The sequence below is a fragment of the uncultured Desulfovibrio sp. genome, from assembly GCF_910584445.1.
In the GTDB taxonomy this organism is placed as follows: Bacteria; Desulfobacterota; Desulfovibrionia; order Desulfovibrionales; family Desulfovibrionaceae; genus Desulfovibrio.
This window is the reverse complement of record NZ_CAJUBO010000013.1, coordinates 43,685-66,412: the sequence shown is the minus strand read 5'-3', so window position 1 is coordinate 66,412 and position 22,728 is coordinate 43,685. Positions and strand designations below refer to the sequence as shown.

The following is a 22,728-nucleotide window of genomic DNA, read 5'->3' as shown; positions in this document are numbered from 1 at the left end:
ATGCAGGCAGCGAAACCTGAGGAAAATATCTGTTTTACAGATATTTTCCTCAGCAAAATGCTCTAAAGGGTGGCGGCCTCCTCCACGGTCTCGAACGCCTCGATGACGTCGCCGATCTTGACATCATTGAAGTTTTCAAGGCCCACGCCGCATTCATTGCCCTTGACCACCTCGCGCGCGTCATCCTTGAAGCGCTTCAGCGAGGCGATCCTGCCGGTATAGATGACCACGCCGTCGCGCAGGAGGCGCACGCCCGCGTTGCGCGCGATCTTGCCGTCCGCCACATAGGAACCGGCAATGACGCCGACCCTGGGCACGCTGAAGGTCTCGCGCACTTCGGCCTGACCGAGATAGACCTCGCGCTGCACCGGCGCGAGCATGCCGGCCATGGCGCTCTTGATGTCATCCACAAGCTTGTAGATGATGTCATAGAAGCGGATGTCCACATTCTCGCGCTCGGCCACATCCTTGATGCGCGCGGCGGGCCGCACGTTGAAGCCGATGATGATGGCCCGGGAGGCCGAGGCGAGCAGGATGTCCGACTCGCTGATGGCGCCCGTGCCGCCATGCACCACGCTGATTTTGACCTTGTCCGTGCTCTGCTTGTTCAGAGCCTCGGTGATGGCCTCCAGCGTGCCCTGCACGTCGGCCTTGAGCACGAGGTTGAGGGTCTTGGCCTCCTGGTCCGCGGGACTTTGCGACAGGAAGGATTCCAGCGTGACCCGCGCCTCGGAGCGCAGATCATGCTCGCGCTGGCGCACCGCGCGCGAATCCGCGATGCGGCGGGCCACCTTGTCGTCGGCGACCACAAGGAATTCCTCGCCGGCCTCGGGCACGCCCTCAAAGCCCTGCACCTCCACCGGGATGGAAGGCCCGGCCTCCTTGACCTTCTTGCCCTGATCGCTGGTGAGCGCGCGCACGCGGCCCGAGAACTGCCCGCAGACGAAGTTGTCGCCCTGGCGGAGCGTGCCCTCCTGGATGAGGACCGTAGCCACCGGGCCGCGCCCCTTGTCCAGCCGCGCCTCCACGATATGGCCGCGCGCGGGCTTGTCGGGGTTGGCCTTGAGATCCATGATTTCCGATTGCAGGGCCACGAGTTCGAGCAGGTCGTCCAGACCCTCGCGGGTCTTGGCGGAAACGCGGGCCACGATGGTGTCGCCGCCCCAGTCTTCCGGCTGAAGCCCCAGCTCGGCCAGCTCGCGCAGCACGCGGTCAGGGTCGGCGCCGGGCTTGTCCATCTTGTTGACGGCCACCATGATGGGCACGTTGGCCGCGCGCGAGTGGTTGATGGCCTCGCGCGTCTGCTCCATGACGCCGTCATCCGCCGCCACCACCAGGATGACGAGATCCGTCACCTGGGCGCCGCGCGCGCGCATGGCCGTGAACGCCTCATGGCCCGGCGTATCGAGAAAGACGATCTCGCCACGCTTGGTCTTCACATGGTAGGCGCCGATATGCTGGGTGATGCCGCCCGCCTCGCCGCCGGTCACGTTGGACTTGCGGATGGCGTCGAGCAGCGAGGTCTTGCCGTGGTCCACATGGCCCATGATGGTCACCACCGGCGGCCGGGGACGGAGGCTTTCGGGCGCGTCGGCCTCCTTGGGCATGAGGTAGTCCTCTTCCGAGAAGCCGGCCTTTTCCACCTCGTAGCCGAACTCGGCCGCCACCAGCGTGGCGGTGTCGATGTCCAGCGACTGGTTGATGGTAGCCATGACCCCAAGCCCGAAGAGCACCTTGATGATCTCGTTGGCCTTGAGCCCCATCTGGTGGGCCATGTCCGCCACGCGGATGGCCTCTGTCACGCGGATCTTGCGCTTGGCCGCCTTGATGGGCTGGGTGGCCTGCGGCGCGGCCTGGGGCTTGCTGCCCTTGCGACGGCCCCGGCCGCGATTGAGGCGCAGGCCCTCCTCGTCGTCGCCATGCCGGCCGAAATCGCCCTGCTGGAAGTCCACGGTGCGGCGGCCCTTGAGACGCTTTTTCTTGCTCTGGCCGTCACGGCTGTCGGCCTGCCCGGGAGCGGGCTGGCCGAACGCGGGCGCGCCGGGCCGTCCGGCGCCGAAACCGCCGGGCCTGCCCGCGCCGGAAGCGCCGGGCCGCTGCCCGTAGCCGCCGCCGGGGCGCTGACCATCGCGATAGCCGCCACGGCCGCCGGGCGCCCCCGCCGGGGCGGGACGCGGCTGACTGCCGGGCGCGGGCCGAGAAATGATCCGCACCTGCGGCGCGGCTTCCTGCCGGACGGTGCCGCGCGGCCGCTCTTCGCCGCCGTCCCCGTCGGCATCGGCGTCGCGGCGCGTTTCGCTGCGCGGGGGCAGGGTCGGCGCCGAGGAGCCTTCAGGCACGGCCGAGGCGTCCGGCCGCGCGATGCGGGAAAGTTTGGCGCCCTTTTCCGCCGGTTCGGCGGGAGCCGCGGGCACGGCTTCGGGTTCGTCCGTCCGCGACGCTCCGGACGCGGGGTCCTGCGCCGGGGCGGTGGACTCCTCCCGCGCGGCGGCATCCGGCGCAGGGGCATCCGGCGCGGCAGGCGCCGGTTCGGCGGGAGCCTTCTGCGCGGACGCTTCCGCGGGCGCCGGGTCCGCGACTTTTTCAGCGACCTTTCGCGCCGGGGCATCCTGGCCCGGCCGGCTGATGACCCGCGCACCCGCGGGACGGCGGGGCGCGGCCTCGGGGGCGGGCACAGGCTCTTTCGCGGGAGCGGCGGACCCTGCGGCCGGAGCCGCGGCAACGGCTTCCGCGGGCGGCGCCGGTTCCGCCTCCGGTTCCCGCTCCGCTTCCGGAGCGGGGGCGGCGGCTTCAGCCGGCGCCGGAGTTTCCGGAGCCGGGGAGCTTTCCTTGCGGCGGCGGCGGACGATGACATTGGGCTGGACAGTGGTGCATTCCACCGCGCTCTCCTTGCGGGCGGCAAAGTGCGCGCGCAGGCGCCCGGCCTCGTCCGGCTCGAGGGAGCCGGCCATGCTCTTGGCCGAGACCCCAAGCTCGCGCAGGGCGCGGAGCATGTCCTTGGAAGGCACGTCAAGCTCGCTGGCGAGATCCTTCACCTTGATCTTCATTTCTGCCATATGGCCCCCTTGCTCGTCCCGGCGGCAGCGCGTGCGCGCCGCCCCGAATGCCGCGTTCCCGGCCTGTAGTTCGCGAACCTGCGTTCGCAGGCAGGATCGGAACACAGATACCAGCCCCTGCCCGGGCTGGCGTGCGTCTCGTCAATGATCAAACGTCCTTCCGGCGTCAGCACATGGCGGCGCAGGGCCGCCTTGGCAAAACGGCGGCGGCAGATGACGCACATCCGCACCGGGCCGCCGTCCGCACCGGACTCAGGCATGCCCGCCGTCCGTCCCGGCGCCGTCACCTTCCGCCGGCGCCGTTTCCCCCGCTTCCGGCAGCGCCAGGCTCACATCCGACGGCTCGGGGTCTTCCTCCACCACCGGCGCAAGGAAGTTGATGGCCGAGCGCAGGTCGGAGATGCGCGCCTCGCTGATGCCGAGCTTGTCGGAAAGTTCCCCGTCCGTGGCCGCGCGCAGGGCGGTCAGCGAGGAATAGCCCGCCGCCAGCAGGGCCTCGATGGAAACTTCGGCCACACTCGCCACCTGTTCGAGTCCGTGACCGATGGCATTGGCCTCGTTGTAGCGGGTCTCGGTGAAGATATCGACCTTCCAGCCGAGCAGCCGCGCCGCAAGCTTGACGTTCTGCCCCTTGCGGCCGATGGAGTTGGTGAGCTGGTCATCGGGCACGATGACTTCCAGCAGGTTCTCCTCCTCGTCCACCACGATGCGCGAAACCAGGGCCGGCGCCAGGGCATTGCGCGCATAGGTGGCGATGTCCGGACTCCAGACCACGATGTCGATGCGCTCGCCGTGAAGCTCCTGCACGATGTTCTGGATGCGCGAACCGCGCACGCCCACGCACGCGCCCACCGGGTCCACATCGCGCTCGCGCGAGATGACGGCCACCTTGGCCCGGGAGCCGGGGTCGCGCGCGACGCCCATGATCTGCACCACGCCGTCGTCCACCTCGGGCACCTCGCGGCGGAAGAGCGCCGCCATGTAGTCGCGGTGCGCGCGCGAAATGACGACCTGCGGGCCGCGCCCCTCCTTGCGCACATCGATGATGAGCGCCTGAAGGCGGTCGCCGCGCTTGTAGTGCTCGCGCGGGATCTGCTCCTCCCGGGGCAGGATGGCCTCGGTGCGGCCGAGGTTGACCACCCAGCCGCCCTTGTCACGCCGCTGGACGATGCCCGAGACGATCTCGCCCACGCGGTCCTTGTATTCCTCGTAGATGATCTCCTGCTCGGCGTCGCGCATGCGCTGGATGATGACCTGCTTGGCCGACTGCGCGGCGATGCGGCCCAGGTCCTCCACCTTGACGCGGAAGCCCATCTCGTCGTCCAGCTGGACCGAGGGATCGTGCTCGCGGGCTTCGGCCAGGGCGATCTGGGTATCCTCATTGGCAACGTCGCCGTCCTCGACCACGATTTTGAACTGATAGACCTCAATGTCACCGGTATCGTCATTATAGGTCACTTCCACGTCCATGTCCTCGCTGAAGCGGCGCAGCACGGACATCCGCACGGCCTCTTCCAGGGTGTCGATGAGCATGTCGCGGTCAAGGCCCTTGTCCTTGCTGATCTGGTCAATGGCCTTCTTGAGTTCAAGATTCATGTCTGCCTCCGGCTGCCGCGCGGGCGCGGCAGGCTTGGCTGGGATGGCGGCCCCGCCCCTTGCCGGGCTTGACGGGCTTCTGAAAAACGGGGATCCGCGCGGCCCGGCGCACCTCCGACCACGGCAGCCGCACGGGGGGCTGCCCTTCGGGGCGCACCTCCCCTTCGGGAGAAAGCGCGCACGGCTCCAGGGAAAACCCTTCGGCGTCCACGGCGAGCAGCCTGCCGCGCCAGCGCATGCGCGGCGCGGCGCCGTTTTCCCCGGCGGCGCTCACCGGCGCCGCAAGCCGCACCTCCAGCAGGTCGCCCACATAGGGGACGAGCTGGTCAAGCGTGAAAAATCGACGGTCAAAGCCGGGGGAGGAAACTTCCAGCACCCAGGCCTCGGGCATGCAGTCCTCCACATCCATGGCAAGGCCCAGCTGCCGGGAAATCTCCTCGCACTGGCCGATGCTGGCCGAACCGGACTCCGCGAGATCCGGACCCGTCCCGGCGGCTGCCGGAGCGGCGCCCGTCGCGCCCGCCGCGCGGGGCAGGTCCACGAAGACGCGCACTGTGAAACGGCCGCTGTGCAGGACCTCCACCCCCCAGAGTTCCAGACCCTGGGCGCGGACAAGCGGCGTCACGAGACGGGTGACGGTTTCCTCAAGGCTTTCCGGCATGGCGTTCGGCATTCTCCATGGGCGGGGGCGCGACAACGCATGCGGCCCGGCGCCGGGACAAAAAAAAGGGGGCCTCTCAAGGCCTCCCCGCATGAACGGACACCGCGGACGCGCCGGGCGCGATCGCGCGCGGGCGGACCCGCACTCCCGTTCGAGGACGCAGCGGCCGGCCCTGAAAGCCAGAAAACACGGGGCACGACCACTTGAACGGAGCATGGATACGCGCTTTCCCCACCGCTGTCAAGCGCAAAGCGGCACACACGCAACGAAGGCGCCCCCGCCCTTTTCCACAGCCGGGGCACACGGCATGCCCGCGCACGCCGCGTGCGTCAACCGCCGAAGGAAAGGGTCGCCAACGTCCGGAATTGCAACAGCCGGACATCCATGGGCTTCAGAGCCTGGTCACGTCCTCCGCGCCGGACGCTGCGGGGGGAAGCGCGCGGCCCGGTCCGGGCGCCGCGTCCCCCTTTTCCGCTTCTGGAGACGGCGGCACTTCGGGCGCGGTCCCGGTTTCGGGAACCGTCCGGGGGGCGGCTTCGGGACTTGCCTGCGGGGCCGCGTCAGGGGCTGCTCCCGCGTCCGGCGTCGCGGGCGCGGCCGGAGGCGCAGCCTGCGCCGGCGTGTCGGCAGGGTCCGGCGTGGACGGCGCAACGGGAACCACAGGCTCGGGCATGGCCGGTGCCGTCATGCCGCCGGCTTCCGGCGCGGCGCCGGTCTCGGGAGCGGGCGGGACCGCTGGGGCGCCTTCATGCTCCCCGGGCGCCTGCCGGGGCGCAAGGCGCGCCTGGGCCGCCTTCTGGACGGCGGCCAGCGTTTGCAGGCCGGCGGCGGGCACTGTCCCCAATTGGGGCGCCAGCAGGAGTGTGGCCGGCTGCGTGAGCAGGACGGCCATCACCGAGGCCGCCACGAGGCCCCCGCCGCCATGTTCGCCACGCACAAAACGCGCCATGACCACGGCCGCCAGCAGGCAGAGGCCACCCAGCAGGGGCAGCCCCGGCATGCCCCGGAGGGCGGCCAGGATCTGCGCGTCAGGAATGACCGGCAACATCCGCGCCAGCGCGCCCTGCGTCAGTTCAAAACTCGCGCCGAGCAGGAGCAGGCCCGCTCCCAGCAGCAGCAGGGCGGCGCAGGCATAGAGCAGATGGCCGCCCAGGCGCGGAAGGGCAAGGATGGCCTTGCCCAGAAGCGGGGCGGCCACACAGGCCAGGGCCACAGCCGTCATCTGGGCCTCGGCGGCGGGGATGCAGGGCGTGAACAGCAGCCCGAGCGCCAGGCTGATCCAGACAAGGGCGGCGCCGCCCGCGCGGCGCGACGCGGCAAGGCTGCGGGGCGCCTCGCGCAGCACCCGCACCCAGGAAACGCCGAACACCGCCAGTATCCAGGGGACAAGCCCCGCCGTCGCCAGCGCGGCGGCCAGCCACCAGAGCGGCGGCAGCGGCCACGGCTTTTGCGCGGCCCCGGCAAAGAGCTGGTGCAGGTAGCCGCCGTCATCCTCGCCGAGCATGATGGCCGCGAGCCACGCCCCCAGCAGGAGGAGCAGGAGCAGGAAGCCCAGCAGCGCGTCCAGGGCCTGGGCGCGCCGGAACCCGCCGCGCCAGACGAGAAAACAGACACTCGCGACCAGGGGCAGCGCAAGGTGGAAGGGACCGCCCGCCAGACCGGCAAGACCGGCCAGGGCAAAGCCCGCGGGCAGGGCGCACCAGGCGCGTTCCGCCTGCCAGCCCCGGCAGAAACAGACGAGGGAAAACACCATGAGCGCCGCCGCCAGCGCCGCCGGCCCGGTGAAATGCCCCAGGGGCGCGAAGAGCGGCGCGGCCAGGAGCAGCAGCCCCGCCGCCAGGGCCGCCTGCGCGCCGAAGCCCGCCGCGCGCGCCAGGCCCCAGGTCGCCAGCAGGGCCAGGGCCGCGCCCAGCGCCCCGGCAAGGGGGAAGAGCAGGTCGGTCGAACCCGTGAGCATGACCGGAAGCGGCGCGAGCATGCCCAGGAACCAGGTGAAGAACGGCCAGTGGGCCACGCCGTCCGCGCCGGGCGTGAGCCACGCGCTTTGCGCCATGGAGAGGAAAAAGGCCTCGATGTTCCGCGCCTCGGCCGGGCAGTAGAGGGCATCGCCGCGCGCGGCGTGCCAGAAATCGGGCCAGACCTGGGCGGCAAGCACCAGCAGGAGGAAGAGCGGCCCGGCATGGGCCAGGGCGCGGAAAACACGCTCGCAACGGTCGGGCCGCCGGGCATCGCCGGCGCGTTCGGCGGCTTCCGCGGCCGCCATGGCCTCCGCGACGGTGTCGCCGTGGCGGCTGCCGCCTTCTGCCGCGCCAGTCGCAACGGAGGCGGCGGCTTCCTGCCCCGGCGCGCCGGGTTCGGATCCCGCCGTCACGGACGACGCGCCGGAAGGCCCGGCGCCGGAAGGGGAAGGTGCCGTCACCGGGCCGTCATCCTTGCCGGTGGGGTTCGCAGCGTCGTTCATGGCTGGCTCCTTGGAATATATGTGTCCCGACATTGCCCCGATCCGGGGACCCGCGCGTCACGGCATCCCCGGACGCGGGCTTCATTGCTTCTCCAGAAGTACATGGCGGCATTGCCGACCGTCAAGCTCCACCTCCACGGCGCGGCCGCCGGCGGCAAGACGCGGCGCCCGGCCGGAGGCATCCGGCGCCGCATCCCTCGCGGAACGCGCCGGCCGGGGCAGCGGTACGGAGAGCGCGCGCCGGCGCGGCGAGGCATTGCCCACGACGAGCCACATGCCGCCTTCAGGCAGGGAACTGACCGTTGCCACCCAGCCGTCCCTGCCGCCGCTCACGGCCACAAGCTCGCCCAGCGCAAGCCCCGTTGCCTTGCGGGCGAGCAGCAGACGGCTCACGGCGCGCAAAAAGCTGCCGTCGTCCCCCTCCTGCTCCGCCAGGGCGCCGAAGGCGAGCGGCATGGGCGGCGCGGCGCCCGCGCGGCCCGGCGTTTCGTCCCACACCGGCGTCACGCCGTCGCCGCCGCCTTCCGGCGGCAGCGCCCCGGCAAGCTCCGCGGGGCTGAAAAACGCGAGTCCGGGCAGGCCGATGCGCCAGCCGAGCAGGAAGAGACAGGCATCGCGCAGGGCGCGCCGCTCTCCGGCGCCGGCGGGGATGCGCGCGGGCAGCCCCAGGGCGCGCAGGGCCAGGGAGGCGGCCGTGTCCCCCCGCGTCCCGGACGCGAACCCGCCCGGGGCATCCGGTCCGCGCGCGCACCGGCGCTGTTCAATGCCCGCGTCAAGGGCCGCGCGCAGGGCGGCGGCCAGCGGCGCGGCGTCGCCCTCCCGCAGGGCGCGGGCCGCGGCCGCGGGCGTGGCGGCATCCCGGGTGAAATCCACCGGCCCGTCCAGCACGAGGGGCGCAAGCGCCGCGGGCAGGGCATCCGCCTGCATGGCCCAGCCGCCGTAGCGGTGGATCTCGCGCGCGGCCTCGTCCAGGGCTTCCAGGCCGGGCGTGAGGGCCGCGCGGTCGGGGGCGCTCCCGTCCCCGCCGGAAGCCCCCTCCGCCGGCGGCACATCAAGCCCCATGAGCGCCTCGAACCTGAGACCGGTGAGCGTCTGCCCCTCAAGGCCGGTCTGCAGGATGCTGGCTGCCGAAAAAATGCGCCGCGCCTGGCCGCCGGGGTCCTGCCAGTGCAGGACGGGCCGCAATACCGCCGGTCCGTGGCGATAGACCCAGCGCCGAAGCTGGCCGTCCACTCCGCGCACTTCGCCGGTGGCGGCCCAGCCCGATGGCGCGGCCCAGGCCAGCCGGTCGCGCATGAGCGCGGGCGGCAGGAGGCCACGGTCGGCCAGACGGGCGACGGCTTCGGGTTCCAGAGGGCGGCAGTCCCATTCTTCCGCGGCTTCGGGCAAATCGCCCCAGGCCTCGCGCGGCACGGAGATCATGGCATAGACACCGCCAAAACGCGGCGCCTGCCGGGCCTGGAGCATGAAGTCCGGCCCGAGGCCGGTGGCGGCCGGAGGCAGCTCGCCCCCTGTCTGGACCCCCGCCGCTTCCGCCATTTCCGCCAGGCGGGCGAAGTCTTCCCCGCTGCCCCATGCGGGATCGGGCATGAACGAGGCGGCCGCCGTGGCCGCGCGTCCGCGGGGCTGTCCCCCGGCGGCGCTCCTGGCCGTCCAGACGTCGCCCTGTTCGCCGACAGGCGCGAGAAAAAGCCCCTCCAGCCCCAGCGCCGGGAGCCGTTCCGGCAGGCGCGCCGAATGCAGCGCGCGAAAGAGGGGCGTGCCTGAGGCAAGGACGCGGGCGTCCAGCGCGAGCCAGTTGGGAGCGGCGCGCAACAGCACCGGCACGCGCCGGGCCGTGCTGCTGTTATGCCAGAGACGCTCCGTGCCCGAGACCTGGGCCGCCAGTTCCGGGACGCGCCCCAGCATGGACTGGCGCTCCAGCCATTGCAGATAGCCGGGATCGGCGCGCGGCAGGCCGTTGCTCGCGGGCGGCGGCGTCAGTGCCGGCGCCCGGCGCCCGCAGCCGCCGGCCATGCAGACCGCCAGGGCGCACAGCACGGCGCACAGGAACGGGGCGCCCGGAACGGGACGCCCGGCCTTCACGGCTACGCCTCCGCCCCGGCGCCGCCGGGCGTCTCCTCGGCCTTGGCCTCGTTCCAGAGTTCGTCCTTCTCGTCGAGGGAAAGCGCCGTGAAGTCCTGGCCGCGCCCGCGCGCCAGTTCCTCCATGCGGGCAAAACGCCGCAGGAACCGGGCCGTGGCGGCGTCCAGCGCGTCGTTGGCCTTGATGCCCTTGCGGCGTCCCAGCTCCACCAGGCTGAAGAGCATGTCGCCCAGTTCGTGGCGCTGCGCGGCGGTGTCGTCGCCGGCGGCCACATCGAGCCATTCCAGCCACTCGGACTCCACCTGCTGCTCCACCTCCTCGTCGGCGGCCCAGGTAAAGCCCACGCGGGCGGCCTTGGAATGGATGCGGTAGGCCTTGATGAGCGGCGGCAGGCTGGGCGGCAGGCTGGCGAACAGCCCCTGCGGGGCGCCGGACGCCTCGTGCTCGGCGCGCTTGATGGCCTCCCAGCGGGCGAGCTGGGCGTCCAGGTCGGGAAAGGTCTCGCCGGCAAAGACATGCGGATGGCGGCGGATCATCTTGGCGCGGTTTTCGTCCAGCGCGTCCGCCAGGGAAAACTGCCCCTTGCGCTCGAAAAGGCGGGCCACAAAGAGCAGGAGGAACGCCACATCGCCCAGTTCCTCGCGCGCGCCCGCCACATCGCCGGCCTTGAGGGCGGCGGCGAGTTCGTGGCTTTCCTCGATGAGGTATTCCGCCAGGCTTTCAGGCGTCTGCTCCCTGTCCCAGGGGCAGCCGTCGGGCGCCGTCAGGCGGTCGATCACGTCCCGCAGGGCGCCGAGGGCGGCGCATCCCGGATCTTCCATGGCATCCACTCCACTGCCGCGTCAGATGCCGAACCGCGCCGCGATGTCCGGCGGCAGCCACGCGCGCAGCTGCGCCACAAGGGCGTGGAAATAGGGCATGACGCGGGAATCGCGCATGAAGGCGTCGTTCTGGAAAAATTTTTCCGCCACAATGAGCACCAGCGCCCAGATGAGGACACCCTTGGCAAGGCCGAAAAACGCCCCGGCAAGCCTGTCCGCCCAGGACGCGAAGGACAGCGCCACCGCCTTTCTGAGCAGGCGCGCGATCAGCCCCACGCCGAGCATGACGCCCACGAAGACCAGGCCATAGGCCACGGGCGTGCGCCAGCCTTCGGCGCTGATGAAGGTCAGATGGGGCGAGACAAGCCCGTGCCAGGCCCGCGCGCCCCAGAAGCCGCCCACGAGCGAGGCGACGCCCGCCACTTCGCCCACCAGGCCAACACCCGCGCCGCGCAGGGTGAAGAAGACAAGCGTGAGGATGATGACGAGATCGAAAATGTCCTGTCCCATGAGCCTGCCTCCCCGCATGTGCGGCGAGACCATAGCAGAAGGCGCCGGGAGAGACAATGGCGCGCGGCGCGCGCCCGCTGCGGCCGGTGTACAGCGGCGCCGCCTTGGGCTATCGTTGCCGGATGACACGACCAACGGCAGGGACCATCACCGGTGGCGCATGGATCACGGCCCACTGCGCGGGGCGCGACTGGCGCCTGGAACGGGCCGCCGACCTCGAGGCGCTCTGGGATGCCATGACCGAGGATGCGGCGGCCTTTGAGGACGAGCGCATCCCCTACTGGACGGAGCTTTGGCCTTCCAGCCTGGTGCTTGCCGAATGGCTCGCCCTGCGCCGCGCGGACATTGCCGGACGCCCCTGCCTGGACCTGGGCTGCGGGCTGGGGCTGACGGCCCTGGTGGGCCAGTGGCTCGGCGCCCGCGTGCTGGCGCTGGACTATGAAGAGGCGGCGCTCGGCTTCGCCCGGCGCAATGCCGCGGGCAATGGCGTCCCGCAGCCCCTGTGGGCGCTCATGGACTGGCGGCGCCCCGCGCTTGCGGCGCGCGCCTTTACGCGCATCTGGGGCGGCGACATCATGTACGAGAAACGCTTTGTGGCGCCGGTGCTGCGCCTGCTGGCCCATGCCCTGGCGCCGGGCGGCGCGGTCTGGGTGGCGGAGCCTGGGCGCTCGGTCTATGAGGCATTTCTGCATGCTCTGGCACGGGAAGGCTGGACGGGGCGCCGCGTCCACACGGCCACTGTGGCGTCGCCGGACGGCCAGGGCACGCCGACCATCGGCATCTGGGAACTGACGCGCTCCTGAGCGGCCGGCGCGGCGGCGCAACGACTTCACCCAGGACGGCAGCGACGGCGTCACTGCGTCTGCCGCCGGATGTTCCGGTCGCATCGTCCGGCGGGCGCCGCCAGGCGGGGCATCATCCATCCGCGCGACCGCCCGGGCCGCGCGCGGGGAGGGAGAGTATGGGAAAGCTTACGCGCTTCGGCGTTTCGCTGGACGAGGATCTGCTGGCCGCCTTTGACGCCCTGTGCGCCCGCAAGAGCTACAGCAACCGCTCCGAGGCCCTCAGGGACCTCATCCGGCGCGCCCTGGGCGAAGCGGAATGGCGCACGCCGGACGGACAGGCCGCCGGAACGCTGACCCTGGTCTATGACCACCACAAGCACGACCTGGCGCGGCGGCTCATGCATCTCCAGCATGAGGATCACGATGTCATCGTGGCCGCCACCCATGTGCATCTCGATCACGACAACTGCCTGGAAGTGCTGGTGCTTCGGGGCGAGGCCGGACGCGTGCAGGCGCTGGCGGACAGGCTCGTCTCCTGCCGGGGCGTGCGCCACGGCGCGTTCAGCCCGGCGCCGCTGGGCCGGGAGCTGGCCTGAGCCGCATGGCGGCGCGCAGACGACAAAAGGAATGGTTCCATGGAAGACGTGCAGAACAGGACGCCTGAAGTTCCTCTCGATATCGACCGCGTGGGCGTGCGCGGCCTGCGCCTGCCCCTGCGGGTGCGCGACCGCGCCGGGGGCAGCCAGGCCACTGTCGCCAGCGCGGACCTGGGGGTGGACCTACCCTCGGCCCGCAAGGGGACGCACATGAGCCGTCTCGTCCAGGCCCTGGACGACTGGGACGAGGGGCTGGATCGCCAGTCCGTGCTGCGCCTGCTTGAGAGCGTGCGCCAGCGGCTGGATGCGCGGCGCGCGTGGGCGCGCTTCAGTTTTCCCTATTTCGTCCGCAAAAACGCGCCCGCGCGCGGCGACGCCGCGCCGCTTGCCTATGACTGCCGCGTGACGAGCGAGCTGGACGACAACGGCCAGACCTTCCTTCTGGAACTCGCCGTGCCGGTCATGACCGTCTGCCCCTGCTCCAAGGCCATCAGCCGGGAGGGCGCGCACAGCCAGCGCGCCCTGGTGCATATCCGCGCGCGCATCACCGGCTTCGTCTGGCTGGAGGAATTCATCGAGCTGGCCGAGGCGGCGGGTTCCTCCGCTGTCTATACCCTGCTCAAGCGGGAAGATGAAAAGTTCGTCACCGAACAGGCCTTTTCCCGCCCCGCCTTTGTGGAGGACGTGGTGCGCGCGGTGGCCCGGGAGCTGGAGCGCCACCCGCGGGTGGCCTGGTTCACCGTGGAGGTGGAGAGCATGGAGTCCATCCACAACCACAACGCGTTCGCGCGTATCGAACGCGGGCCTGCGGCCCAGAGCGGGGAGGCGCGGCGGCGGTGAGCGGCATATCCAGCGGCAGATGTCCGCGCCCTGTCACGCGTGGGCGATGACGCCAATGGACCGGCCTTGCCGTGTGCGCCGTGCGCCTGTGCGTGGAAATCATCGCCGATCATCCCCGCTGCACGGGCAAGGGACGCCGCAACACTGCCGGCGGCTATCCCGCTTTTTGCAAGCGGTTTTTGCCATTCTCCACCAGGCCTACGCGCGCGTTGATGTGCGGAACATAGCCAAAGGCCTCCCGGGCCTTCCTGTGCGAGTAGAGTCCAAACTCCTGGGGCGCGGCGCCCTTGCCAAACATGACCTGGCCTGCTTCCGGGAAGGCCGCCCTGAGGATGTCCACGATTTCCCCGAACGACAGGAAGTCTCCCAGCGGGCCGGAAATATTGTAGGCGCCGGAAACAGGAGCAGCGCTGGTGGCCGCCATGGCGGTGGCGCGGCCCGCATCGGCAACGTGCAGCAGGTGCACGCGATCCTCTGCCGAGGCGTCGTCAATGACCACATCCTTCCCGAGGACGCAGCTTTCAATATTTTTCAGGCGCTGGGCATTGCCTGGGGTGGAAACGTCACCGGGTCCGTAAATGAGACTGTAGCGCAGGGAAGCGGTTTCCATGCCGAAATTTTGCTCATACTGGCGGCAGAGGACTTCGTCATAAAACTTGGTCGCTCCATACATGGAGACCTGCGGTGACACCGGGCGCGTTTCGCGGGTGTCGATGCGATCCGGGGAGCAGACCCCGGCGCTGGAGGCGAACACCACCCTTTTCACGCCATTGAGACGTGAGGCCTCAAGCACATTGGCCGCGCCCATGACATTGACCCGCGTGGCCTGAAAGGGATTGCTCGCACAGATGTTCGTCAAAAGGCCCGCAAGGTTGATGACCGTGTCGGGCTTGGCCCAGGCCACCACTTCCCGGACATTTTCAAAATCCGTCACGTCAACATGCCTGTAGGCGATGGTCGCAGGCAACTCAGCCGGCTTGTCCTTAAAATCCGCGCCTGCAAGTTCGCAGCCTGTGGCCGTCAGTTCCTTCAACACAAAGGAACCAAGGAAGCCCGCAGCGCCAATGGTCAGGATTTTCATGATCCCCTTCCTCATTTACTGCCCGGAACCATTTGCCGGGATTGTGCGTTTCTTTCTCAGACTGACCACCCACGGGGCGCCCTGAAGGAGTACCGTCAACGCGAGGAGGAACACCGCAATGGGGTGTTCCATGAAGGACGTGAAAAAATGTCCCTCGGAAAGGATGAAGGCTTGCCGCAGGCTGTATTCAAAGGGAGCGCCAAGCACGAGTCCGATGACCATTGGCGCCACGGAAACGCCAAAATAGCGGAATGCGATGCCCAGGCCGCCGGCAATGAGCGCGAGATAGAGATCAAGCTCGTTGTTGCGCGCCGAATAGGCGCCCAGAAGGCAGATAAGGAAGATGAAGGGCAGGAATATCTGCTCAGGGATGCGCAGCAGGCGCGAAAACATAGCCATGACGATCATGCCGCAGGGAATGAGCAGGATATTGGCAATGGTCAATGTGATGAAGGCGGAATAGACCGTGGCCGGGCTTTCCTGCATCAGCCTGGCCCCGGGAACCACCCCATGGAAGATCAGCGTCGCCAGCATGATGGCCGTCACCGCATCGCCGGGGATGCCGAGCGCGAAGGCGGGAACCAGCGCGCCGCCTGTCACCGCGTTGTTGGACGCCTCACTTGCGATGATGCCGTCCACTTCCCCCTTGCCGAAGTTTTCCCTGTGGGGGGAGCTGCGCTTGGCCTCGCCATAGCTGATGAAGGCAGCGGCGGTGGAACCAGCGCCCGGCAATACGCCAATCATCGTGCCGATGAACGACGATTTCAGCAGTTGCTTCCAGCGCTTGCCAATCTCGGCCAGAGAGGGCAGTTTCATCAGGCCGCACTTGACGGGATTGAGTTCCTCAGTGCGCGTGATGGCGTCCACCCGGGCCAGCACCTCGGCAATGGCAAATGCCCCCACCACCACCGGGATCAATGTGATTCCCGACATGAGCGGATACCAGTCATAGGTGAAGCGGACCTCGCCCGTAATGGGGTCCTGCCCTACAATGGCGAGGACAAGGCCGGTGAGTCCGGAAAAGATGCCCTTGACCTTGGATTCAGCAGAAAGCAGGCAGATGGACGAAAGCCCGAGAAAGACGAGGGCCGTGATTTCCATGGCCCCGAACTTGCTGGCCCAGTTGGCAAGCTGCGGGGCAAAGATGAGAAAGACCAGGCAGGAGAAGCAGCCGCCGAGCAGGGAGGCCATGGTCGCCCAGCCAATGGCTTCCCGCGCCTTGCCCATCCGCGCCATGGGATAGCCCTCGATGGCGGTGCACGCCGATTGCGGCGTTCCCGGGGTATTGATGAGAATGGAGGAAATGGAGCCACCATAGATAGAGCCAGCGTACACCCCCAGCAAGAGGGCGATGGCGGCCGCGCTGGGCAGGGTGAAGGTGAAGGGTAACGCAACGCTGATGCCCACGATGGACCCCAAGCCAGGCAGGGCGCCCAGGACCGTCCCGAACAGCGTCCCGACAAAGACCATCAGAAGCGTTATCCAGCCGATATTGGTCAGCGATTCAAGCAAGGCTTCCATCCCGATCTCCTCGCCCCGCAGGGCTCGTTATGAACTGGCGTCAGATGCCAAGTGGATCCCAGAGCGGCGAGGGCAGCATGATTCCGAGCGCGTGCTCAAAGAGCACATAGAGAAACAGGGGGATGAGCAGGGAGGCGATGGCAAGCCGCCACTTGTGCCTGTAGCCGAGTAAAATCGCAAACGAGGCCACAAATGGCGCGGCCCCGGCCATGAAGCCGAAGGCGAGCATGAGCGCCAGCATCCCGGTCATCATGCCGAGGGCCAGGCAGACCTGCCTGCCGTTGAAACTTTTGCGGATCTTGGGGGAAAGCCTGAGCGCACGAAGAGCCATGACGAGGGAGGAGGCGCACCAGAGCCAGAGGACGAGCCGGGGATAAAACATGGGTTCCAGAGCGCCGTTCCCGGAGTGGGAATGGGTGTAGGCGTCCGAATACGAATGGACGACGAGCGCAAGCCCGGCCACCAACATCAGCAGGGAAAAGATGAATTCCTGGTATTTGTAGCTGGGCATAGCCCCTCCTCACGGCTGTTCGCCGCAGGTGTTTTCCACGGCCGGACGGCCGGCTTCGTCACACGGGCGTCCGGAGAGGCGGAGCCGCAGGGCAACGAGACCCTGCGACCCTGCGAAATCCGCCTATTCCTTCAGTACGCCGGCCTTGACATAGATGTCATGCCAGCGCTTGATCTCCTCAGGATAAAACTTCTTGAACTCTTCCGTGCCCATGTAGGCGCCAGTGGTCTGGATTTTTTTAAAGAGTTCCTTGCACTCGGGGTCGTTGAGCGCTTCTTCCGTGGCCTTTGCCAGCGTGTCGATCACTTCCCGGGGCGTGCCCTTGGGGACGAACAGCCCCTGCCAGACATAGGTATCTGGCGGGTTGGCGCCCAGCTCCTTGAAGGTGGGGATGTCCGGCGCATGGGGCAGGCGCTCGCTGGCATAGACGCCAATGGGCTGGAGATCGTAGGTTTTGCCCACGGGTGGCATGTCCGCGTAAAAATGGGCATTGCCCGCGTTCATGGCCTGTACGCAGCCGGCGCCGCCATTGGCCGGGAGATGTCCCACATCCAGCCCCAGCTCCTTGAAAAGCAGAAGGTTCGCCATGTGGGCGGGATTATTGTTGCCGGAAGTGGCGTAGCGGTACTTGCCCGGCTCCTTGGCGATGGTTTCGACCATGCTTTTATAGTCGTGCCACGGGGCGTTCCTGGGCGAGAACAGCACGGTATTGTCCTGTACCACGCGGCACACGGGCGTCAGCGCGTCCGGCGCATAGGGCATTTTCTGGATATTGGGATACATAGCCATGGGTCCGGCGGGACCATAGAGGATGGTGTAGCCGTCGGGCTTGGAGAAGGCCGCCTCGGCATTGCCGGCCACGCCGGAAGCGCCGGTGACGTTCTTGATGACCACATTCTTGCCGAGTTTCTTGCTCAGAACCTGGGCGAAGGCCCGGGCGGGAATATCCGTGCTTCCGCCCGCCGCGTAGCCCACGATCATGACCACGGGTTTCTCAGGATAGGCCGCATTCCCCGCTGCCGGAAAAACCAGCAGGGCAAGCGCGAGCAGGAGGGTCAGCCAGCTTGATCTTCTCATCGTCCTTCTCCTGTTTGAGGATTTGACAGCCGCCGCCAAACCGGGCGACGGGGAATACCAGTTATTCCTGGGCCGGCGGAGGCGCATACGCCGCCGCCAGGGAACGCAATTCCGTCATCCTTTCTTTTGGGAGCGGAGCCACGCCTGCAAGGGGATAGGGACGCCCGAGATTGGCGTATTTGCCTTCACCAAGGCGATGATAGGCCAAAAGTTCGAGCCTTGCGCCGGGAAGGGAACCCACAAAGCGGGCCAGTCGTTCCACATGCGCCTCGTCATCGTTGAAACCGGGGATCACGGGGCAACGAATGAGCATGTCCAGCGCGGGAAAGCGCTGACGCACCTCGCCGATATTGGCGAGGATGCGCTCGTTGCCGAGTCCCGTGGCCCCCTTGTGTCTCTTGCTGTCCATATGCTTTATATCCGTCATGAGCTGGTCGAGATGGCCGCATACCGAGAGCGCATGTTCCAAAGGCGCGGCAAAGGAAGACTCCATGGCCGTGGTCATTCCCTGACGTCGCGCCAGCTCGCAAAGGCTCGCCGCGAACACCGGTTGCAGCAACGGCTCGCCACCGCTGATGGTCAGGCCGCCATTGTCGCGGTAAAAAACGCCGTCCATGGCTGTTTCCGCCAGAACTTCGGCCACGGTGGCTTCCCGCCCCACAAGGTTTATGGCCCCTTCAGGGCAGGCATCAGCGCAGCGCCCGCACATGACGCATTTCTGCGCGTCACGCAGGATGCTCCCGTCTTCGCCCCGGACCAGCGCCCCCTCGGGGCAGTGTGCCACGCAGATGCCGCAGCCCTTGCAGCGGAGGCTGGAGCGCGAATAGTCGAACCCGGCGGCTTGTGATTCGGGATTGGAGCACCAGAGGCAACCAAGGGGGCATCCCTTGAAGAAGACCGTACTCCTGATGCCGTAGCCATCATGGACGGAGAATTTCTGGATATTGAAAATCATGCCCCTGACGGCGCCCTTGGCTGCCATGGTGTCGTCCCGCACGGCTACACCTCCGTCTGCTCCGTGCGGTCAATGATCTCGTCCTGAAGACTGGGCGAAAGGTCCACAAAGTAGGCGCTGTAACCGGCCACCCTCACCAGCAGGTTGCGGTAGTGTTCCGGCTCTTTTTGCGCCTTGAGCATGGTTTCCCTGTTGATGACATTGAACTGGAGATGCCAGAGCTTGAGGTCGCAGAAGGTGCGCAGGAACTGGGTGAGCTTGCGCGAACCGGCGACACCGGCGATGGCCGCGGGGCTGAGCTTGATGTTCAGCAGCCGGGCAGCGCGCTCGGGCAGGCCGAGATACTTGGTATGGGCATTGGAGAGCAGCACCGCCGTGGGGCCGCAGGTGTCCGCGCCATGGGAGGCCGAAGACCCCTCGGAGAGGTAGGTTCCGGCCAGGCGGCCATTGGGCGTGGCCCAGACCACCTTGCCGAGCGGGATATGTGAGGTGACCGGCACATAGCGGACATCCAGCTCGGTATCGTTGCCGGTGCGGTACTTGTGCGAAAACTCCACTGCGGCCTTTTCCAGCTCGTAACCGATGCTGTCCACATAGGGATCATTGTTGCCGTACTTGGGGGCCGTGCCGAGCAGGGCGCGCACAGTGTCAAAGCCCTCGAAGTTGGCGTCCAGGGCGTCGCAGACCTGGGCCATGGTCAGCTTTTCCTCTTCAAAGACGAGCTTCTTGATAGCGGCCAGGGAATCCAGCACCGTGCCAAGGCCGATGAGGTCGTAGAAACCCACGCTCGCACCGCCTTTGATGGCGTTGGAGTGGAGATCCTTGCACTGCTCGAAGGCCTTGTCATGCAAGAGGGAGAAGAGCGGTGTAGCCAGATTTTCCGCCCGCGTTTTCTCCACGCAGCGCACCAGCACAAAGGCGCGTGTCAACATGTGATACAGCTGCTTCTTGAAGGCCTCGAAGAGCTGGTCAAAACTCTTGAAGTCGCGCGCGTCGCCCGTTTCCAGCCCGAAGCGCTGGTTGTCGAAATAATGGAGACGGCCGTTGTTGAGGGTCATCTCAAGCACGGAACCGAGATTGAGCCAGGGGTGGGGGGTGAGGCAGGTATCCCAGTTAGGCAGGCGTACTTCAGAGCAGCCGGAAGCGGAATAGTCGTTGGCAACTTCCAGCGGCACATTCTTTTGCAGGTAGAGGGGGATGATCTCCTCATCGTTGAAAATCTTGGGGAAGCCCGAGCCTTCCTTGATGGTTTCGGCCACCTCCATGAGGTACGGCTGAGGCGAAAGAGAATGGATGCGCGCGGCGAGGTCGGGATAGTTCAGCGGCACGGCGCGTTTGGACTGCAGGATGAGGTAGGTAAGCTCGTTGGTGGCGTCGCGCCCGTCGGGGAGCTTGCCGCCGATGGTCACGGCTTCCCAATGGGCGTGCCCCTCGTAAAAGGCCTTGGCCTGGGGGCTGACGCTGATATTGATGTAGTTGGCGATATTGAGCCAGAGATTTTCGAGAATCTCAAGGGCATCATCATCGGTGAGCGTGCCCGCCTTCTTGTCCGCCACATAGAAGGGGTAGAAAAGCTGGTCGAGACGCCCGTTGGAAATGACTGAGCTTGTCCTTTGCTCAAGGCGGGAAAAGCATTGAAAGATCCAGTGCGCCTGCACAGCCTCGTAAAAATCCCGGGCCGGGAATTCCGGTACGCGGCGCAGGGTCCGGGCCATGCGTTCAAGCTCGGCACGGCGTTTGGGTTCGGAAGTCCTGGCGGCCATATTGGCGGCCAGGTCGGCGTAGCGGTGGGCAAACAGGATCATGGCGTCACAACTCATGATCAGGGCGCGCAGGAAGGGTTCCTCGTTGAGGGCGATCTCTGAATCCAGCAGATCCAGCGTGTCGAGGCGCGCCTGTGCTGCATCGCGCAGGGCGGCGAAGCCCCTGTTGATTACCTTGCCATAATCCGGCACCCATTGCAGGGAAGAACGCGTGGAGGCCGTCTGGGTGATGATGTACTTTTGCCCGTAATAGTCGCCATCCTTGAAAATCAGGCGTCGGGTATCAGGTGGAATGGCCGCATACAACCTGTCGAGCAGGGTCTTGCCACGCCAGTATTCAGCCATCTCCCGCATGGATGCAGCGTCTGCTGCGGAAAGTTCGTAAACGTCGTTTTCCTTTTCAAACGCGTCGGCCACGCGATCCAGAAAACCGCCTTCCAGCTCGGGGAAAATGATGCCGTGGCGGCCGCTCTTGCCATCGCAGCGCCCGGCCAGCAGGGTGTCCTCCTCGATATGAAGGGGAATATTCTTCGCTATGTGCAGGAGAGCCTTTGCCCAGCGCAAGTCCAGATGCTCGCCTTCCGTCTCCCTCATGGATTCGGTAAACAGACGGGCACGGTCCATGCTGATGCGGGGGAGCCTCTGTTCCCTCAGACGCTTCAGCATCCGGTAGATCCGTTCACGACCTGGACTCAATCCCTCGGGTGGCGTATCATACAACTTCCCAGCCTCGATACGTTCTTCCTGGGGAGAAAGCACCTCATACCCCGCGCTGCAACAACTCATGGCTCTTGCCTCAACTGATTAGAAGATTTGCGGCGCATCGCCCGCGCCGGCTGTTTCCTATTAGGCAAGAAGCGGGCCAAAGAAAGACAATGCTCACATCTCTTCGAATTTTATGGATTTTATAAGGCAGCCCTTCAACAGGGAAAGGCCGGAAGGCACTTCTTGACAGGAAATTCTACAATTTATACACATTTTGACAGATTTTCAGCCGAATTAAACACAAAAACCCCACAAACCGCGATGAATGAACAAAATGGGCAGCCGGACAAGACAACGCTGGCCGTTCTGCGCTCCCTTCCCTTTGGCGTCTTTTACTGCGATAGGGCCTGCGTTGTCAGATATATCAACGAACCATATGCCGCCTATCTGGGGCGGCCGCCGGAAGAGATCATCGGGCACAGGATCACCGAGTTCATGCCCAGGTCGCGTGCCGAAGAAGTCATGCGCCAGGGCCGCGAAGAGCTTTACCAGGAAAGTTCGGTATTCAAGGAGAAAACGCGGATCCTCGTCAACCGCATCCCTATCCGCGATGCCAGCGGCCAGGTGACGGGCTTCATTTCGCAACTTTTATGCGTCGGCAACGAGGGCTGGAACGGCCTCTGGGATCGACTCGCCAGTAATGAAAAACTCCTCTCGCGCCTCACCTCCGGCCGCACTCTGCTTTCCGGCGACATCGTGACCCAGGACAAGGGGATGCTTGCCTGCCTCGGAATGGCGGCACGCTATGCCGCCTCTGATGAACCTGTGCTCCTTACCGGACCCACAGGTTCCGGAAAGGAATTGCTGGCCCGTGCCATCCAGCGTGGCGGCAGCAGGGCAGAGGCTCCCTTTGTCTGCATCAACTGCGCGGCCATTCCACGCGACTTAATCAATTCGGAATTGTTCGGCTATGCGCCCGGAGCCTTCACAGGCGCAAGGAAGGAGGGCAAGCCAGGCCTGATGGAAATTGCGGACAAGGGCACGCTGTTTCTGGATGAGGTGGGTGAATTGCCCTTGGAGTCGCAAGGGGTGCTACTGCGCTCGCTGGAAACCGGCCAGGTGCAACGGCTCAATTCGCTTACAAGCCGCTCGGTGAATATCCGGCTCATCTGCGCCACCAACAAGGATCTGCGGCGAATGGCCCACAGCGGCGAATTTCGGGAAGACCTGTTTTTCAGGCTGGCCGTGCTGCCGCTCGCCATCCCCCCCCTGCGTGAGAGAGGCAACGACCTGAAGCTCCTTATCAGACATTTCCTGAAAGTCGATAACCTCTCAAGCCGCGTGGATGCCGCAGCCATGCGGGCCATGATGGCATATGCGTGGCCCGGCAATGTGCGCGAATTACGCAACGCATTGATCTATGCGGATATTGCCGCCCAAAACCGGAAGATCAGCCTGCGCGACCTGCCCCCGTGGATTCGCGAAAACGTGGACATCGGAAAGCCCAGACTCGGGGGAGCAAGGGCCGTAAGCCCGGAACAAGCAGCGGAGGCCGTGCGCGGATGTGGCGGCAACGCGAGCGCCGCGGCACGAAAGTTGGGCCTCTCGCGCGCAACACTGTATGCCCGTCTGAAACACGTCCGCACGTAGATGCCCACTCCTCCCACGCCAGGGTCTACTTGCAAAAGTAGACACTACAAAACC

18 protein-coding genes are annotated in these 22,728 nt (G+C 66.7%); 4 read left to right on the top strand and 14 right to left on the bottom strand.

Annotated features, from left to right (window positions below; all coding sequences use genetic code 11):
* Positions 1–62 precede the first annotated feature (62 nt).
* From infB to QZ294_RS07590, 8 genes are all read right to left on the bottom strand, one after another.
* Positions 63–3,056 (bottom strand): translation initiation factor IF-2, encoded by a 2,994-nt coding sequence (infB, locus tag QZ294_RS07625; protein ID WP_297048575.1) that lies wholly within the window; start codon positions 3,054–3,056, stop codon positions 63–65.
* Positions 3,044–3,316, bottom strand: coding sequence for a YlxR family protein (locus QZ294_RS07620; RefSeq protein WP_297048573.1), 273 nt, complete (start codon positions 3,314–3,316; stop codon positions 3,044–3,046). The genes infB and QZ294_RS07620 overlap by 13 nt, the downstream gene beginning before the upstream one ends.
* A complete protein-coding gene (gene nusA / locus QZ294_RS07615; protein WP_297048571.1) occupies positions 3,309–4,652 on the bottom strand; it encodes a transcription termination factor NusA in 1,344 nt (447 codons plus the stop codon). The genes QZ294_RS07620 and nusA overlap by 8 nt, the downstream gene beginning before the upstream one ends.
* Positions 4,642–5,325: a ribosome maturation factor RimP gene (gene rimP, locus QZ294_RS07610; RefSeq protein WP_297048569.1), complete on the bottom strand. Its 684-nt coding sequence runs from the start codon at positions 5,323–5,325 to the stop codon at positions 4,642–4,644. Before rimP ends, nusA begins: the two co-directional genes overlap by 11 nt.
* A 379-nt stretch (positions 5,326–5,704) precedes the next feature.
* Positions 5,705–7,774: a hypothetical protein gene (locus QZ294_RS07605; protein ID WP_297048567.1), complete on the bottom strand. Its 2,070-nt coding sequence runs from the start codon at positions 7,772–7,774 to the stop codon at positions 5,705–5,707.
* Positions 7,775–7,855: 81 nt separating this feature from the next.
* Positions 7,856–9,859, bottom strand: a complete 2,004-nt coding sequence (locus tag QZ294_RS07600; RefSeq protein ID WP_297048566.1) for a hypothetical protein — start codon at positions 9,857–9,859, stop codon at positions 7,856–7,858.
* 2 nt (positions 9,860–9,861) lie between these two features.
* Positions 9,862–10,680: a nucleoside triphosphate pyrophosphohydrolase gene (mazG, locus tag QZ294_RS07595; RefSeq protein WP_297048564.1), complete on the bottom strand. Its 819-nt coding sequence runs from the start codon at positions 10,678–10,680 to the stop codon at positions 9,862–9,864.
* Positions 10,681–10,701: 21 nt separating this feature from the next.
* Entirely contained in the window at positions 10,702–11,190 is a 489-nt protein-coding gene (locus QZ294_RS07590; protein ID WP_297048562.1) for a CvpA family protein, read from the bottom strand.
* A 122-nt stretch (positions 11,191–11,312) separates the two neighbouring features.
* Between QZ294_RS07590 and QZ294_RS07585 the strand changes: the two genes are divergently transcribed.
* The 3 genes from QZ294_RS07585 (at position 11,313) to folE2 (ending at position 13,411) form a co-directional block, all read left to right on the top strand.
* Entirely contained in the window at positions 11,313–11,993 is a 681-nt protein-coding gene (locus QZ294_RS07585) for a methyltransferase domain-containing protein (RefSeq protein WP_297048592.1), read from the top strand.
* Positions 11,994–12,151: 158 nt separating this feature from the next.
* The gene (gene nikR / locus QZ294_RS07580) at positions 12,152–12,571 is read left to right on the top strand and encodes a nickel-responsive transcriptional regulator NikR (RefSeq protein WP_297048560.1); all 420 of its coding nucleotides are present in this window, start codon (positions 12,152–12,154) and stop codon (positions 12,569–12,571) included.
* A 39-nt stretch (positions 12,572–12,610) separates the two neighbouring features.
* Positions 12,611–13,411, top strand: a complete 801-nt coding sequence (gene folE2, locus QZ294_RS07575; protein WP_297048558.1) for a GTP cyclohydrolase FolE2 — start codon at positions 12,611–12,613, stop codon at positions 13,409–13,411.
* A gap of 154 nt (positions 13,412–13,565) precedes the next feature.
* On the opposite strand, the gene QZ294_RS07570 is transcribed toward folE2, so the two are convergent.
* The 6 genes from QZ294_RS07570 to QZ294_RS07545 all read right to left on the bottom strand — a co-directional run bounded on the left by QZ294_RS07570 (position 13,566) and on the right by QZ294_RS07545 (position 21,105).
* Positions 13,566–14,492 (bottom strand): NAD(P)-dependent oxidoreductase, encoded by a 927-nt coding sequence (locus QZ294_RS07570; RefSeq protein WP_297048556.1) that lies wholly within the window; start codon positions 14,490–14,492, stop codon positions 13,566–13,568.
* 15 nt (positions 14,493–14,507) lie between these two features.
* Positions 14,508–16,013, bottom strand: coding sequence for a tripartite tricarboxylate transporter permease (locus tag QZ294_RS07565; protein ID WP_297048554.1), 1,506 nt, complete (start codon positions 16,011–16,013; stop codon positions 14,508–14,510).
* Between the two features lie 40 nt (positions 16,014–16,053).
* Positions 16,054–16,524 carry a tripartite tricarboxylate transporter TctB family protein gene (locus QZ294_RS07560; RefSeq protein WP_297048553.1) on the bottom strand — a complete coding sequence of 157 codons (471 nt, stop codon included), beginning with the start codon at positions 16,522–16,524 and terminating at the stop codon, positions 16,054–16,056.
* Between the two features lie 123 nt (positions 16,525–16,647).
* Complete coding sequence (locus QZ294_RS07555; RefSeq protein WP_297048551.1) at positions 16,648–17,601, bottom strand: tripartite tricarboxylate transporter substrate binding protein; 954 nt, start codon at positions 17,599–17,601, stop codon at positions 16,648–16,650.
* 61 nt (positions 17,602–17,662) lie between these two features.
* Positions 17,663–18,583: a glycyl-radical enzyme activating protein gene (locus tag QZ294_RS07550; protein WP_297048549.1), complete on the bottom strand. Its 921-nt coding sequence runs from the start codon at positions 18,581–18,583 to the stop codon at positions 17,663–17,665.
* Between the two features lie 17 nt (positions 18,584–18,600).
* Positions 18,601–21,105 carry a pyruvate formate lyase family protein gene (locus QZ294_RS07545; RefSeq protein WP_297048547.1) on the bottom strand — a complete coding sequence of 835 codons (2,505 nt, stop codon included), beginning with the start codon at positions 21,103–21,105 and terminating at the stop codon, positions 18,601–18,603.
* Between the two features lie 27 nt (positions 21,106–21,132).
* Between QZ294_RS07545 and QZ294_RS07540 the strand changes: the two genes are divergently transcribed.
* Complete coding sequence (locus QZ294_RS07540) at positions 21,133–22,674, top strand: sigma 54-interacting transcriptional regulator (RefSeq protein WP_297048545.1); 1,542 nt, start codon at positions 21,133–21,135, stop codon at positions 22,672–22,674.
* The last annotated feature ends 54 nt before the right edge of the window (positions 22,675–22,728 follow it).

Excerpts from the sequence above, each read along its gene's own strand:
- QZ294_RS07555 (WP_297048551.1), bottom strand. The coding sequence starts at position 17,601 with ATGAGAAGATCAAGCTGGCTGACCCTCCTGCTCGCGCTTGCCCTGCTG.
- folE2 (WP_297048558.1), top strand. The coding sequence starts at position 12,611 with ATGGAAGACGTGCAGAACAGGACGCCTGAAGTTCCTCTCGATATCGAC.
- QZ294_RS07585 (WP_297048592.1), top strand. The coding sequence starts at position 11,313 with ATGACACGACCAACGGCAGGGACCATCACCGGTGGCGCATGGATCACG.
- QZ294_RS07570 (WP_297048556.1), bottom strand. The coding sequence starts at position 14,492 with ATGAAAATCCTGACCATTGGCGCTGCGGGCTTCCTTGGTTCCTTTGTG.
- infB (WP_297048575.1), bottom strand. The coding sequence starts at position 3,056 with ATGGCAGAAATGAAGATCAAGGTGAAGGATCTCGCCAGCGAGCTTGAC.
- QZ294_RS07605 (WP_297048567.1), bottom strand. The coding sequence starts at position 7,774 with ATGAACGACGCTGCGAACCCCACCGGCAAGGATGACGGCCCGGTGACG.
- QZ294_RS07560 (WP_297048553.1), bottom strand. The coding sequence starts at position 16,524 with ATGCCCAGCTACAAATACCAGGAATTCATCTTTTCCCTGCTGATGTTG.
- nusA (WP_297048571.1), bottom strand. The coding sequence starts at position 4,652 with ATGAATCTTGAACTCAAGAAGGCCATTGACCAGATCAGCAAGGACAAG.
- mazG (WP_297048564.1), bottom strand. The coding sequence starts at position 10,680 with ATGGAAGATCCGGGATGCGCCGCCCTCGGCGCCCTGCGGGACGTGATC.
- nikR (WP_297048560.1), top strand. The coding sequence starts at position 12,152 with ATGGGAAAGCTTACGCGCTTCGGCGTTTCGCTGGACGAGGATCTGCTG.
- QZ294_RS07590 (WP_297048562.1), bottom strand. The coding sequence starts at position 11,190 with ATGGGACAGGACATTTTCGATCTCGTCATCATCCTCACGCTTGTCTTC.
- rimP (WP_297048569.1), bottom strand. The coding sequence starts at position 5,325 with ATGCCGAACGCCATGCCGGAAAGCCTTGAGGAAACCGTCACCCGTCTC.
- QZ294_RS07620 (WP_297048573.1), bottom strand. The coding sequence starts at position 3,316 with ATGCCTGAGTCCGGTGCGGACGGCGGCCCGGTGCGGATGTGCGTCATC.
- QZ294_RS07565 (WP_297048554.1), bottom strand. The coding sequence starts at position 16,013 with ATGGAAGCCTTGCTTGAATCGCTGACCAATATCGGCTGGATAACGCTT.
- QZ294_RS07550 (WP_297048549.1), bottom strand. The coding sequence starts at position 18,583 with ATGGCAGCCAAGGGCGCCGTCAGGGGCATGATTTTCAATATCCAGAAA.
- QZ294_RS07545 (WP_297048547.1), bottom strand. The coding sequence starts at position 21,105 with ATGAGTTGTTGCAGCGCGGGGTATGAGGTGCTTTCTCCCCAGGAAGAA.